Source organism: Pseudomonas sp. 1176_21, from assembly GCF_052850635.1.
Genome location: NZ_VXCV01000010.1, coordinates 84,294 through 98,169 on the forward strand (window position 1 = coordinate 84,294; position 13,876 = coordinate 98,169).

Sequence of the window (13,876 nt, forward strand, 5' to 3'; positions counted from 1 at the left end):
TTGCTTTCTATTTTGTCGACAAAAGGAGGTATTGCGGCGCCCGTATCGCGGGCCAAGCCCGCTCCCACAGGATGGGTCATCAGCCTGTGGGCGCGGGCTTGGCCCGCGATGCTTCAGGCCGGCACGCCGCTATGGAAGCGAAACTCCACGTCCGGCGTGGTGATCAGTTCGGCTTCCACCTCGCGCACCCGCTCCACGGTGCGCTCCACATCCGCCGCCTCGCCATACTGATACGCCAGCTTCAGGTACCCCTGGTAATGGCGCGCCTCGCTCTTGAGCAGCCCGTGGTAGAACTTGCCCAGTTCCTCGTCCAGGTGCGGCACCACCGCAGCAAAGCGCTCGCAGCTGCGCGCCTCGATGAACGCGCCGACCACCAGCGTGTCCACCAGCTTCACCGGCTCGTGCGCGCGCACCACCTTGCGCAGCCCCGAGGCATAGCGCCCTGCCGACAATGGGCGCAAGGCCACCTTGCGCTTCTTCATCAGGCGCAGCACCTGCTCGTGATGCACCAGCTCCTCGCGGGCCAGGCGCGACATCATGTTGATCAGGTCGACATGCGTGTTGTACTTGGCAATCAGGCTCAGCGCCGTGCTGGCGGCCTTGAACTCGCAGTTCTTGTGGTCGATCAGCATCGTCTCCTGGTCGGCCAGGGCGGCATCGACCCAGGCATCCGGGGTGCGGCAGGCGAGGAAGGCTTCGATTTCGGGAATAAGGGACATAGGCTCACAAACGGGCATGGGGTGTCGACAAGACCGGCGATTATACCGGCGGCAGTGGCGATCACCAGTGACTATGCTTGATGCATATCAACATCCACCGCATCCGGGGCGCCGACTATAGTCAGGCATCGCATGCCATTGTCGAAGGAGTTCTCCCTCATGCTTTTAGAAGTTCGCAGCATCCTGGTGGTGCTCGACCCCGACCACGCCCACAGCAAGGCCCTGACCCGCGCCAAGCTGATCGCCGGCGTCACCAAGGCACGCCTGCACCTGCTGATGTGCGACAAGAAGCAGGACCACAGTGCCCTGCTCAGCCTGCTCGCCAGCCAGTTGCACGACGATGGCTACGACAATGTCACCTATGAGCAGGCCTGGCACGACACCCTGCACGAGTCGATCATCGACGTGCAGAAAGCCGAAGGCTGTGAGCTGGTGATCAAGGAACACCGGCCGGAAAACGCGCTGAAGAAGTTCCTGCTGACGCCTTCGGACTGGAAACTGCTGCGCCAGTGCCCGTGCGCGGTGCTGATGGTCAAGACCGAGCGCCCCTGGACCGGTGGCGTGATTCTGGCGGCGGTGGACGTGGGCAACGACGATCAGGAGCATCGCAAGCTGCACGCCAGCATCATCGACCACGGCTATGCCATTGCCAGCGTTGCCAAGGGCAACCTGCACGTGATCAGCGCCCACCCCTCGCCCATGCTCTCGGCGGCGGACCCGGTGTACCAGCTCAAGGACACCATCGAGAAGAAGTACCGCGACGAATGCGCTGCGTTCCAGGCCGAATTCGATATCGCCGACGATCGCCTGCATGTGGCCGAAGGCCCGGCGGACGTGCTGATTCCGCACACGGCTAAAAAGTACGAAGCCGTGGTGACGGTGATGGGTACGGTGGGGCGTAGCGGGATTACCGGTGCGCTGATCGGCAACACCGCCGAGGTGGTGCTCGATTCGCTGGAATGCGATGTGCTGGTGCTCAAGACCGAGGACCAGGTGAAGCACCTGGACGAGCTGGCCAGAGGCTGAAGACCCCATCGCGGGTCAAGCCCGCGCCCACAGGGTAAGCGGTGATCCAGTGGGCGCGGGCGTGACCTGCGATGGGAACACCGCTTAACCCAGCGCATCCTTGAGAAAGCCCGGCGCGATGTAGCGCTGATAGTGCGCCTCGGACAACAGAAAGAATTCCCGATCGATGGCATCGCGCAGCTCGGGCAGCTCCCAGTCGCGAAACTCCGGCAGCAGCACCATCCCGTACGCTTCCAGCTCGCGAATCACCCGCGCGCCCCGCGCAATCAGCTGATAAGCCCAGCAATACTCGGACTGATGCGGCACGAATCGAATCTTGCGCAGCTCCAGCTGGCCGCGCAGCTTGTCGGCGTCGAACACCTCCAGCTTGGCCGCCATCACCTGCACCAGCAGGTGTTCCAGGCGCAGCCACACCGCACGCTTTTCATCGTCGTTGTAGCCGTTCCAGTGGATCACCTCATGGTGAAAACGCTTGCACCCGCGACACACCAGGTCCCCGTAAACCGTGGAACACAGGCCGACACAAGGCGTTTTTATTGACTGATTGGACATGAAAGATTCAACGGCATGGCGATGGAACAGACGGCCATGTTAGCCCTTTGTCTAACGGGGGTCACGCCGTAAAGTCGTTGCAATCGCCTTACCTTTGGCGCGTTTTTACCGTAGAATCACCCGGCCTTTTTAAGGCAGCAATGTCCGTTAGAAGCTGTTTTCAAAGCGTCACGAGCACAGTTGATCCGGTAGAACGGCGTTGGCTCGGGGTATTCGACCATCGAATGCACCGCGCCAGCCCTCATCAGCCTCCGTTCTACAGGCGTAAAACTTTGAAAGCAGCTTCTGTAAGGATGTCCTGCAACCCTGGCTACGCGGCTCAAAAAGCCGTATTGCGCATGGGTGCCGGCCATTCTGGATGAGCGTCCCGGACACCCATTTGGGACCACTGATGAGGGTAATAACTGTGCTTGAAGCCTACCGCAAACACATCGAAGAGCGTGCCGCCCAGGGTATCGTGCCCCAGCCGCTTAACGCCGAACAAACCGCAGGCCTGGTCGAGCTGCTGAAGAATCCCCCCGCTGGCGAAGAAGCCGTCCTCGTCGACCTGATCACCAACCGCGTACCACCAGGAGTGGACGAAGCCGCCTACGTCAAGGCCGGTTTCCTGTCGGCGGTCGCCAAGGGCGAAGCCACCTCCCCGCTGATCAGCAAGCAGCGCGCCGTTGAACTGCTGGGCACCATGCAGGGCGGCTACAACATCGCCACCCTGGTCGAGCTGCTGGACGACGCCGAACTGGCCGCCGTTGCCGCCGAACAGCTCAAGCACACCCTGCTGATGTTCGACGCCTTTCACGACGTGGCCGAAAAAGCCAAGAACGGCAACGTTCACGCCAAGGCGGTACTGCAGTCCTGGGCTGACGGCGAGTGGTTCAAGAAGCGTCCGACCCTGGCCGACAAGATCAGCCTGCGCGTCTTCAAGGTCACCGGCGAAACCAACACCGACGACCTGTCCCCTGCCCCGGACGCCTGGTCGCGCCCTGACATCCCGCTGCACGCCCTGGCCATGCTGAAAATGGCCCGCGACGGCATCGTGCCGGACGTGCAAGGCGCCATCGGCCCGATGAAGCAGATCGAGCAGATGCGCAACGAAGGCTTCCCGATCGCCTACGTCGGTGACGTGGTCGGTACCGGTTCCTCGCGTAAATCGGCGACCAACTCGGTGCTGTGGTTCTTCGGCGACGACATCCCTTACGTGCCGAACAAGCGCGCTGGCGGTTTCTGCTTCGGCTCCAAGATCGCCCCGATCTTCTACAACACCATGGAAGACGCCGGCGCCCTGCCGATCGAATTCGACGTGTCGAACATCCACATGGGCGACGTGATCGACCTGTACCCGCACGCCGGCAAGGTGTGCAAGCACGGTACCGACGAAGTCATCACCACCTTCGAGATGAAAACCCCCGTGCTGCTGGACGAAGTCCGCGCCGGTGGTCGTATCCCGCTGATCGTCGGCCGTGGCCTGACCGAGAAGGCGCGCGCCGAGCTGGGCCTGGGCCCGACCGACCTGTTCAAGCTGCCTGAAGCACCTGTCGACACCGGCAAGGGCTACACCCTGGCCCAGAAGATGGTCGGCAAGGCCTGCGGCCTGCCAGTGGGCAAGGGCGTTCGTCCTGGCACCTACTGCGAACCGAAGATGACCACCGTCGGCTCCCAGGACACCACCGGTCCGATGACCCGTGACGAACTGAAAGACCTGGCGTGCCTGGGCTTCTCGGCCGACCTGGTCATGCAGTCGTTCTGCCACACCGCGGCCTATCCGAAGCCGATCGACGTGACCACCCACCACACCCTGCCGGATTTCATCCGCACCCGTGGCGGCGTGTCCCTGCGTCCAGGCGACGGCATCATCCACAGCTGGCTGAACCGCATGCTGCTGCCGGACACCGTCGGTACCGGTGGTGACTCGCACACCCGTTTCCCGATCGGCATCTCGTTCCCGGCCGGTTCCGGCCTGGTCGCCTTCGCCGCTGCCACTGGCGTGATGCCACTGGACATGCCGGAGTCGGTACTGGTGCGCTTCAAGGGCAAGCTGAACCCAGGCATCACCCTGCGTGACCTGGTTCACGCCATCCCTTACTACGGCATCCAGAAAGGCCTGCTGACCGTCGAGAAGAAAGGCAAGATCAACGCCTTCTCCGGCCGCATCCTGGAAATCGAAGGCCTGGACGACCTGACCGTGGAACAGGCATTCGAACTGTCCGACGCCTCGGCCGAACGTTCGGCTGCCGGTTGCACCATCAAGCTGCCTGAAAAAGCCATTGCCGAGTACCTGAAGTCGAACATCACCCTGCTGCGCTGGATGATCAGCGAAGGCTACGGCGATGCGCGCACCATGGAGCGCCGTGCACAGGCGATGGAAGCCTGGCTGGCCAAGCCCGAGCTGCTGTCGGCCGACGCCGATGCCGAGTACGCCGAAGTCATCGAGATCGACCTGGCCGATATCAAGGAGCCGGTTCTCTGCGCTCCTAACGACCCGGACGACGCTCGCCTGCTGTCCAGCGTCCAGGGCCAGAAGATCGACGAAGTGTTCATCGGTTCGTGCATGACCAACATCGGTCACTTCCGCGCTGCCGGCAAGCTGCTGGACAAGGTCAAGGGTCAGCTGCCAACCCGTCTGTGGCTGTCGCCGCCGACCAAGATGGACGCTCACCAGCTGACCGAGGAAGGCTACTACGGCATCTACGGCAAGGCTGGCGCGCGCATGGAAATGCCGGGCTGCTCGCTGTGCATGGGTAACCAGGCACGCGTAGAGCCGAACTCGACCGTTGTGTCGACGTCGACCCGTAACTTCCCGAACCGTCTGGGCGATGGTGCCAACGTGTTCCTGGCCTCCGCCGAGCTGGCTGCCGTTGCCTCGATCCTGGGCAAGCTGCCAACCGTCGAGGAGTACATGGAGTACGCGGCGAATATCGACAGCATGGCTGCCGACATCTACCGCTACCTGAGCTTCGACCAGATCGCCGAGTTCCGTGAAGCCGCTGCGAACGCCAATATCCCTGTCGTTCAAGCGTAAGCTGACTTAGCGTGAAAAGAAGCCCCGCCAATTGGCGGGGCTTTTTGTTGTCTTCTGAAAAGCTTCGCCCCTCAGATCACGAACAGATCCATGAACCGATGCACCGCCGTCGCCTCAAGCCTCGCCTGATCCTTGCACAGCGCAAGGATCTCGGCCGAACGCTGCGCAGTAAACCGCGTCGCCAGGTTGGCCTTGAACTTGTCCTCCAGCAGCGGGATGCCCTGGGCGCGCCGGCGCCGGTGCCCGATGGGGTACTCCACCACCACCTGTTCGGTGCTCGAGCCGTCGGTGAAGAACACCTGCACCGCGTTGGCGATCGAGCGCTTGTCGGCCTCCAGGTACTCGCGACTGAAACGCGGGTCTTCGACGATCACCATCTTCTCGCGCAAGCGGTCGATGGTCGGGTGCGCCGCATGGAAATCATCTTCGTAATGCTCGGCCACCAGGTTGCCGAAGATCAGCGGCACCGCCGTCATGTACTGCAGGCAGTGGTCCCGGTCCGCCGCGTTGGCCAGCGTGCCGACCTTGGAAATGATGCGAATCGCCGACTCATGGGTGGTGATCACGATGCGCTCGATTTCATTCAGGCGATTGCGCACCTGCGGATGCAGGGTCACCGCCGCCTCGCAGGCGGTCTGCGCATGGAACTCGGCCGGGAAGCTGATCTTGAACAGTATGTTCTCCATCACGTAGCTGCCGAACGGCTGCGACAGGCTGAACTCGCGCCTGCCCTCGGGCTTGAGCGCCAGGTCCTTGTTGGTATGGCTGAACAGCACGTCATAGAAGCCCCACTGCGGCGCGGTGAGCACGCCGGGGATGCCCATCTCGCCGCGCAGGGCGATGTCCGCCAGGCGCACCCCGCGACTCGACGCATCACCGGCCGCCCACGACTTGCGCGAGCCGGCATTGGGGGCATGGCGGTAGGTGCGCAGCGCCTGGCCATCGACGAAGGCCTGGGACAGGGCCGCCAGCAACTGCTCGCGATTGGCGCCCATGAGCCGGGCGCACACCGCCGTGGATGCGACCTTGACCAGCAGCACGTGGTCCAGGCCCACCCGGTTGAAAGCGTTTTCCAGCGCGAGCACGCCCTGGATCTCGTGGGCCATGATCATGGCCTCGAGCACCGTGTGCAGGGTCAGCGGCGGGTCGCCGTTGGCCACGCGCTTTTGCGAGAGGTGGTCGGCCACCGCGAGGATGCCGCCGAGGTTGTCGGAGGGGTGACCCCATTCTGCGGCCAGCCAGGTATCGTTGTAGTCCAGCCAGCGCACGATGCAGCCGATGTCCCAGGCCGCCTTGACCGGGTCGAGGCGGTACGCGGTGCCGGGCACCCGCGCGCCATGGGGCACCACGGTACCCTCCACCAGCGGCCCCAGGTGCTTGGTGCACTCGGGAAAGCGCAGCGCCAGCAGGCCGCAACCCAGGGTGTCCATCAGGCAGTTGCGCGCCGTGTCCAGCGCCTCCCCCGGCTCGGCCCTGAAGTGCAGGACATAGTCGGCAATGTCCTGCAGGACCCGGTCGTAGTCGGGACGGTCGTTCAGGTCAACATTGGCACTCATTGTCGTCTCTCTGTTCACATGGGGTGAAAGGAGAGCCGAGCACCGCTGCCTCTAGAAGGTATCGCCAGGTACGCGTACCCAACCCTCCATCAGCACGCGAGCGCTGCGGCTCATGATTGCTTTGGTAACGGTCCAGTCGCCATTCACCTGGCGCGCCTCGGCGCCCACGCGCAAGGTGCCCGAGGGGTGACCGAAACGCACGGCGCTGCGCTCGCCGCCACCGGCAGCAAGGTTGACCAGGGTGCCGGGGATGGCCGCAGCGGTGCCGATGGCCACCGCTGCCGTACCCATCATGGCGTGGTGCAGCTTGCCCATCGACAACGCACGCACCAGCAGGTCGATATCGCTCGCTGCCACGGTCTTGCCGCTGGAGGACTGGTAGTCGGCCGGCGGTGCCACGAACGCCACCTTGGGCGTGTGCTGGCGCTGCGCGGCCTGCTCGACGTGCTCGATCAGGCCCATATGCACGGCGCCGTGGGCACGGATGGTTTCGAAACGCGCCAGGGCCTCGGGGTCGCCGTTGATTGCGTCCTGCAGCTCGGTGCCGGTGTAGCCCAGGGCCTGGGCGTCGATGAAGATGGTCGGGATGCCGGCGTTGATCAGGGTTGCCTTGAAGGTGCCGACACCGGGCACCACCAGGTCGTCGACCAGGTTGCCGGTGGGGAACATCGAGCCGCCCGCGCCGTCTTCGTCGGCGGCCGGGTCGAGGAATTCGAGCTGCACCTCGGCGGCGGGAAAGGTCACGCCGTCGAGTTCGAAGTCGCCGGTTTCCTGCACTTCGCCTTCGGTGATCGGTACGTGGGCGATGATGGTCTTGCCGATGTTGGCCTGCCAGATGCGCACCACAGCCACACCATTGCGCGGGATGCGACTGGCGTCGACCAGGCCGGCGCTGATGGCGAACGAGCCGACTGCCGCCGAGAGGTTGCCGCAGTTGCCGCTCCAGTCGACGAAGGCCTTGTCGATGGCGACCTGGCCGAACAGGTAGTCGACGTCGTGCCCGGGCTTGATGCTGCGCGACAGGATGACCGTCTTGCTGGTGCTGGAGGTGGCCCCGCCCATGCCGTCGATCTGCTTGCCGTAGGGGTCGGGGCTGCCGATAACCCGCAGCAGCAGCGCATCGCGCGCGGCGCCGGGGAGCTGGGCGGCTTCGGGCAGGTCTTCGAGGTTGAAGAACACGCCTTTGCTGGTGCCGCCACGGATGTAGGTGGCGGGGATTCTGATCTGGGGTACGTGTGGCATGGAAATCTTGTCCTGTAATGTGATCGAGCCACCTGCTCTGTGGGAGCGGGCTCGACCCGCGATGCAAGCGATGCGGTTACAGCCAGTACCGCGTCGCCTGCATCGCGGGTCAAGCCCGCTCCCACTAGGGCGAGGCAAGCTGAGTCTTTTATGCCACCGACGACTCGAGGAAGTCCTGGGCAAAGCGCTGCAGTACACCGCCCGCCTCGTAGATCGACACCTCTTCCGCCGTGTCCAGACGGCAGGTCACCGGCACCTCCAGGCGCTCGCCGTCACGCCGCGTGATCACCAGGGTCAAGGTGGCCCGCGGTGTCCGCTGCCCCACCACGTCATAGGTCTCGCTGCCATCGATACCCAGGGTCTTGCGGTCGGTGCCCGGCTTGAACTCCAGAGGCAACACGCCCATGCCCACCAGGTTGGTACGGTGGATACGCTCGAAGCCCTCGGCCACGATGGCCTCGACACCGGCCAGGCGCACGCCCTTGGCCGCCCAGTCGCGTGACGAGCCCTGGCCATAGTCGGCACCGGCCACGATGATCAGCGGCTGCTTGCGCTGCATGTAGGTCTCGATGGCCTCCCACATGCGCGTCACCTTGCCCTCCGGCTCGATACGCGCCAGCGAACCCTGCTTGACCTTGCCGTTCTCCTGCACCATCTCGTTGAACAGCTTGGGGTTGGCGAAGGTCGCGCGCTGCGCGGTCAGGTGGTCGCCACGGTGGGTGGCGTAGGAGTTGAAGTCCTCTTCGGGCAGGCCCATCTTCGCCAGGTACTCGCCTGCGGCGCTGTCGAGCATGATCGCGTTGGACGGCGACAGGTGGTCGGTGGTGATGTTGTCCGGCAGCACCGCCAGCGGGCGCATGCCCTTGAGCGAGCGCTCGCCTGCCAGCGCGCCTTCCCAGTACGGCGGGCGACGGATGTAGGTGCTCGTGGCGCGCCAGTCGTACAGCGGGTCGACCTTGGGTCCGGTGTCTTCGTGCACGGCGAACATCGGGATGTACACCTGGCGGAACTGCTCCGGCTTGACCGCAGCCTTGACCACTGCATCGATCTCTTCGTCGCTGGGCCAGATGTCCTTGAGGCGGATTTCCTTGCCGTCCACCACGGCCAGCACGTCCTTCTCGATATCGAAACGGATGGTGCCGGCAATGGCGTAGGCCACCACCAGCGGCGGCGAGGCCAGGAAGGCCTGCTTGGCATACGGATGGATACGCCCGTCGAAGTTGCGGTTGCCCGACAGCACGGCGGTGGCGTACAGGTCGCGGTCGATGATTTCCTGCTGGATCACCGGGTCCAGAGCGCCGGACATGCCGTTGCAGGTGGTGCAGGCAAACGCCACGATGCCGAAGCCCAGCTGCTCCAGTTCATCCTCCAGGCCCGCCTCTTTGAGGTACAGGGCCACGGTCTTGGAGCCTGGCGCCAGCGACGACTTGACCCACGGCTTGCGCGTCAGCCCCAGCCTGTTGGCATTGCGCGCCAGCAGCCCGGCAGCGATCACGTTGCGCGGGTTGCTGGTGTTGGTGCAGCTGGTGATGGCAGCGATGATCACCGCGCCGTCAGGCATCTGCCCCGGCACCTCTTCCCATTGCCCGGCAATGCCCCTGGCAGCCAGCTCGCTGGTGGCCACCCGCGCATGCGGGTTGGACGGGCCGGCCATGTTGCGTACCACGCTCGACAGGTCGAACTGCAGGCCACGCTCGTATTCGGCATTGACCAGGCTGTCGGACCACAGGCCGGCGACCTTGGCGTAGGTTTCCACCAGCTTGACCTGGGCGTCTTCACGACCGGTGAGCTTGAGGTAATCGATGGTCTGCTGGTCGATGGAGAACATCGCCGCCGTCGCGCCGTATTCGGGGGCCATGTTGGAGATGGTCGCGCGATCGCCCAGGGTCAGCGCACGGGCGCCCTCGCCGTAGAACTCGAGGTAGGCGCCTACCACCTTGGCCTTGCGCAGGAACTCGGTGAGCGCCAGCACCACGTCGGTGGCGGTGATGCCTGGCTGCGGCTTGCCGGTGAGCTGCACGCCGACGATTTCCGGCAGGCGCATCCAGGACGCACGACCCAGCATCACGTTCTCGGCCTCCAGGCCGCCGACGCCGATGGCGATCACGCCCAGGGCATCCACGTGGGGGGTGTGGCTGTCGGTACCGACGCAGGTATCGGGATAGGCCACGCCCTGCTCGGCGTGGATCACCGGCGACATCTTCTCCAGGTTGATCTGGTGCATGATGCCGTTGCCGGGCTGGATCACATCGACGTTCTTGAACGCCTTCTTGGTCCAGTTGATGAAGTGGAAGCGGTCTTCGTTGCGACGGTCTTCGATGGCGCGGTTCTTCTCGAACGCCTGCGGGTCGAAGCCACCGCACTCCACGGCCAGCGAGTGGTCGACGATCAGTTGCACCGGCACCACCGGGTTGACCTGGGCCGGGTCGCCGCCCTTGTCGGCGATGGCGTCACGCAGGCCGGCAAGGTCAACCAGTGCGGTCTGGCCAAGGATGTCATGGCACACCACGCGGGCCGGGTACCAGGGGAAGTCGAGGTCGCGCTTGCGCTCGATCAGTTGGCTGAGCGAGGCATCGAGGGTTGCCGGGTCGCAGCGGCGCACCAGGTTTTCGGCCAGTACGCGGGAGGTATAGGGCAGCTTGTCGTAGGCGCCGGGGCTGATGGCGTCGATGGCGGCGCGGGCGTCGAAGTAGTCGAGCGTGGTGCCCGGCAGGTGCTTGCGAAATTCAGTATTCATGGACGCGGGACTCAATCACGGATAAGTCGGCGGTGCGCAGTCCCCCTGATGGCATACCCCGCCCCCTGTGGGAGCGGGCTCGACCCGCGATGGCATCGGCGCGGTATCAGCTACTGCGCGCAGCGGCTATCGCGGGGCAAGCCCGCTCCCACCAGGTTCGGCAGGGCCATATCAAAGGTACTGCACGCCAGTCTCAGCGTTGTTCGATTGGCACGAACTTGCGCTGTTCGACGCCGGTGTATTCGGCGCTCGGGCGGATGATGCGGTTGTTGGCACGCTGCTCGAACACATGCGCCGCCCAGCCGGTCAGGCGCGAGCAGACGAAGATCGGGGTGAACAGCTTGGTCGGGATACCCATGAAGTGGTAGGCCGAGGCATGGTAGAAGTCGGCATTGGGGAACAGTTTCTTCTGCTCCCACATGGTCTTGTCGATGGCTTCGGACACCGGGTACAGCACGGTGTCGCCCACCTCGTCGGCGAGCTTCTTCGCCCAGCCCTTGATCACTTCGTTGCGCGGGTCGGACTCCTTGTAGATGGCATGCCCGAAGCCCATGATCTTGTCCTTGCGCTCGAGCATGCCGAGGGTGCCGGCAACGGCTTCCTGCGGGGTCTTGAAGCGCTCGATCATTTCCATCGCGGCCTCGTTGGCACCACCGTGCAGCGGCCCGCGCAGCGAGCCGATGGCCGCCGTCACGCACGAGTACAGGTCCGACAGGGTCGAGGCACACACCCGGGCAGTGAAGGTCGAGGCGTTGAATTCGTGCTCGGCGTACAGGATCAGCGAAACGTTCATCACCTTGACGTGCAGCTCGCTCGGCTTCTTGCCGTGCAGCAGGTGCAGGAAGTGCCCGCCCAGGGTGTCTTCGTCGCTGGTGCAGTCGATGCGCACGCCATGGTGGCTGAAGCGGTACCAGTAGCACATGGCCGCCGGGAACAGCGCCAGCAGGCGGTCGGTCTTCTCGTGCTGCAGGCCGAAGTTGAGCTCCGGCTCCAGGGTGCCGAGCACCGAGGAGGCGGTACGCATCACATCCATCGGGTGGGCGGTGACCGGAATGCGCTCGAGCACTTCCTTGAGCGCCTGGGGCAGGTCGCGCAGCGCCTTGAGCTGGTGCTGGTACTCGCTCAGCTCGGCCTGGGTCGGCAGCTCGCCGTACAGCAGCAGGTAGGCGACCTCTTCGAACAGCGCGTGCTCGGCCAGGTCGCGAACGTCATAGCCACGGTAGGTCAGGCCGGCGCCGGCCTGGCCCACGGTCGACAGTGCGGTTTGCCCGGCCACCTGACCACGCAGGCCGGCACCACTGAGTACTTTTGCTTCGGCCATTGGTTTTCTCCACTTTTGAATTTGTTATGGGAATCGGCTAATTGCGGTGTGCTGGTTCAGCTCTTCTTCTGAGCGAACAGTGCGTCGAGCTTCTGCTCGAACACGTGGTAGTCGATGGCATCGTAAAGCTCCATGCGAGTCTGCATGGTGTCGATGACGTTTTTCTGCGTGCCGTCGCGGCGCAGCGCGGTGTAGACGTTCTCGGCCGCCTTGTTCATGGCGCGGAACGCCGACAGCGGATACAGCGCCAGCGACACGTCGGCCGAGGCCAGCTCTTCGGTGGTGTACAGCGGCGTGGCGCCGAATTCGGTGATGTTGGCCAGGATCGGCGCCTTCACGCGATTGGCGAAGGTCTTGTACATCGACAGCTCGGTGATGGCCTCGGGGAAGATCATGTCGGCACCGGCCTCGATGCACGCCGCAGCGCGATCCAGCGCGGCCTCCAGGCCTTCTACCGCCAGGGCGTCGGTACGCGCCATGATCACGAAGCTGTCGTCGGTACGCGCGTCCACGGCCGCCTTGATGCGGTCGACCATCTCCTGTTGCGAGACGATTTCCTTGTTCGGACGATGGCCGCAGCGCTTGGCGCCCACCTGGTCCTCGATATGAATGGCGGCGGCACCGAACTTGATCATCGAGCGGACCGTGCGCGCCACGTTGAACGCCGACGAACCGAACCCGGTGTCCACGTCCACCAGCAGCGGCAGGTCGCACACGTCGGTGATGCGGCGCACGTCGGTCAGCACGTCATCCAGGCCGGTGATGCCCAGGTCGGGCAGGCCCAGCGAGCCTGCCGCCACACCGCCACCGGAGAGGTAGATGGCCTTGAACCCGGCGCGCTTGGCCAGCAGCGCATGGTTGGCATTGATGGCGCCGACGACCTGCAGCGGGTGCTCGGCGGCGACTGCATCGCGAAAACGCTGGCCGGGACTGCTTTTCTGACTCATGACTCACCTCGTGGGCTAGGGGCGGTGGCGTCTTTGTAATGACGCTCGATATTGCGCTTGGATGCGCCGATGTGGCGGCGCATCAGTAATTCGGCCAGCTCGCCGTCACGGTCGGCGATGGCATCGAGAATCCGGTGGTGTTCGGCGAACGCCTGGTGCGGGCGGTTGGGCGTGGCGGAGAACTGGATGCGGTACATGCGCACCAGCTGGTACAGCTCGCCGCACAGCATCTGCACCAGAGTGCGGTTGCCGCTGCCCTGGATGATGCGGTAGTGGAAGTCGAAGTCGCCCTCCTGCTGGTAGTAGCCCACCCCGGCCTGGAACGCGGCATCACGCTCATGGGTGTCGAGCACCCGGCGCAACTCGTCGATCTCGGCTACGCTCATGCGTTGGGCAGCCAGGCGGCAGGCCATGCCCTCGAGGGACTCGCGAATCTCGTACAGCTCGATCAGCTCGGCATGGCTCAGCGACACCACCCGCGCCCCTACGTGCGGCACCCGTACCAGCAGGCGCTGGCCTTCCAGGCGGTGGATGGCCTCGCGCAGCGGGCCGCGGCTGATGCCGTAGGTACGCGCCAGCTCCGGCTCGGAGATCTTGCTGCCGGGGGCGATCTCGCCCTTGACGATCGCGGCCTGGATGCGCCGGAAGACGTTTTCGGAAAGCGTCTCCGAATCTTCCTGAAGGGGGGCGGAGGCTTGGGCTGCATCCAGCATATTGTCGACACCTTGAAAATCTGTAGGGCCAAAACTAGCTAATTAAG

General features: G+C 64.4%; 10 protein-coding genes. 2 read left to right on the plus strand and 8 right to left on the minus strand.

The window, feature by feature from the left end:
* Positions 1-113 precede the first annotated feature (113 nt).
* Positions 114-719, minus strand: a complete 606-nt coding sequence (miaE, locus tag FW760_RS20910; protein WP_043863067.1) for a tRNA-(ms[2]io[6]A)-hydroxylase — start codon at positions 717-719, stop codon at positions 114-116.
* Between the two features lie 159 nt (positions 720-878).
* On the opposite strand from miaE, the gene FW760_RS20915 reads away from it, so the two are divergent.
* Entirely contained in the window at positions 879-1,745 is an 867-nt protein-coding gene (locus FW760_RS20915) for a universal stress protein (RefSeq protein WP_043863068.1), read from the plus strand.
* Between the two features lie 84 nt (positions 1,746-1,829).
* Here FW760_RS20915 and FW760_RS20920 read toward each other — a convergent pair whose 3' ends face one another.
* Positions 1,830-2,297 (minus strand): DUF1289 domain-containing protein, encoded by a 468-nt coding sequence (locus FW760_RS20920; protein WP_043863069.1) that lies wholly within the window; start codon positions 2,295-2,297, stop codon positions 1,830-1,832.
* Positions 2,298-2,703: 406 nt separating this feature from the next.
* Here FW760_RS20920 and acnB point away from each other — a divergent pair, with 406 nt between their 5' ends.
* Entirely contained in the window at positions 2,704-5,313 is a 2,610-nt protein-coding gene (acnB, locus tag FW760_RS20925; protein ID WP_054915695.1) for a bifunctional aconitate hydratase 2/2-methylisocitrate dehydratase, read from the plus strand.
* 71 nt (positions 5,314-5,384) lie between these two features.
* Here the strand turns inward: acnB and prpD are convergent, their stop codons facing one another.
* The 6 genes from prpD to FW760_RS20955 form a co-directional block, all read right to left on the minus strand.
* Complete coding sequence (gene prpD / locus FW760_RS20930) at positions 5,385-6,869, minus strand: 2-methylcitrate dehydratase (protein WP_116053392.1); 1,485 nt, start codon at positions 6,867-6,869, stop codon at positions 5,385-5,387.
* 51 nt (positions 6,870-6,920) lie between these two features.
* Complete coding sequence (gene prpF / locus FW760_RS20935) at positions 6,921-8,111, minus strand: 2-methylaconitate cis-trans isomerase PrpF (RefSeq protein ID WP_104572282.1); 1,191 nt, start codon at positions 8,109-8,111, stop codon at positions 6,921-6,923.
* Positions 8,112-8,259: 148 nt separating this feature from the next.
* Positions 8,260-10,848, minus strand: a complete 2,589-nt coding sequence (acnD, locus tag FW760_RS20940) for a Fe/S-dependent 2-methylisocitrate dehydratase AcnD (RefSeq protein ID WP_116053389.1) — start codon at positions 10,846-10,848, stop codon at positions 8,260-8,262.
* A 193-nt stretch (positions 10,849-11,041) separates the two neighbouring features.
* On the minus strand, positions 11,042-12,169 hold the full coding sequence (gene prpC / locus FW760_RS20945) for a bifunctional 2-methylcitrate synthase/citrate synthase (RefSeq protein ID WP_043863074.1): 1,128 nt from the start codon (positions 12,167-12,169) through the stop codon (positions 11,042-11,044).
* 56 nt (positions 12,170-12,225) lie between these two features.
* On the minus strand, positions 12,226-13,116 hold the full coding sequence (prpB, locus tag FW760_RS20950) for a methylisocitrate lyase (RefSeq protein WP_043863075.1): 891 nt from the start codon (positions 13,114-13,116) through the stop codon (positions 12,226-12,228).
* Complete coding sequence (locus tag FW760_RS20955) at positions 13,113-13,829, minus strand: GntR family transcriptional regulator (protein ID WP_043863076.1); 717 nt, start codon at positions 13,827-13,829, stop codon at positions 13,113-13,115. Before FW760_RS20955 ends, prpB begins: the two co-directional genes overlap by 4 nt.
* Positions 13,830-13,876 lie beyond the last annotated feature (47 nt).

What these genes read in the sequence shown, in the direction of transcription:
- prpB (WP_043863075.1), bottom strand. Translation starts at nt 13,116, where the DNA reads ATGAGTCAGAAAAGCAGTCCCGGCCAGCGTTTTCGCGATGCAGTCGCC.
- FW760_RS20920 (WP_043863069.1), bottom strand. Translation starts at nt 2,297, where the DNA reads ATGTCCAATCAGTCAATAAAAACGCCTTGTGTCGGCCTGTGTTCCACG.
- prpF (WP_104572282.1), bottom strand. Translation starts at nt 8,111, where the DNA reads ATGCCACACGTACCCCAGATCAGAATCCCCGCCACCTACATCCGTGGC.
- FW760_RS20955 (WP_043863076.1), bottom strand. Translation starts at nt 13,829, where the DNA reads ATGCTGGATGCAGCCCAAGCCTCCGCCCCCCTTCAGGAAGATTCGGAG.
- prpD (WP_116053392.1), bottom strand. Translation starts at nt 6,869, where the DNA reads ATGAGTGCCAATGTTGACCTGAACGACCGTCCCGACTACGACCGGGTC.
- miaE (WP_043863067.1), bottom strand. Translation starts at nt 719, where the DNA reads ATGTCCCTTATTCCCGAAATCGAAGCCTTCCTCGCCTGCCGCACCCCG.
- prpC (WP_043863074.1), bottom strand. Translation starts at nt 12,169, where the DNA reads ATGGCCGAAGCAAAAGTACTCAGTGGTGCCGGCCTGCGTGGTCAGGTG.
- FW760_RS20915 (WP_043863068.1), top strand. Translation starts at nt 879, where the DNA reads ATGCTTTTAGAAGTTCGCAGCATCCTGGTGGTGCTCGACCCCGACCAC.
- acnD (WP_116053389.1), bottom strand. Translation starts at nt 10,848, where the DNA reads ATGAATACTGAATTTCGCAAGCACCTGCCGGGCACCACGCTCGACTAC.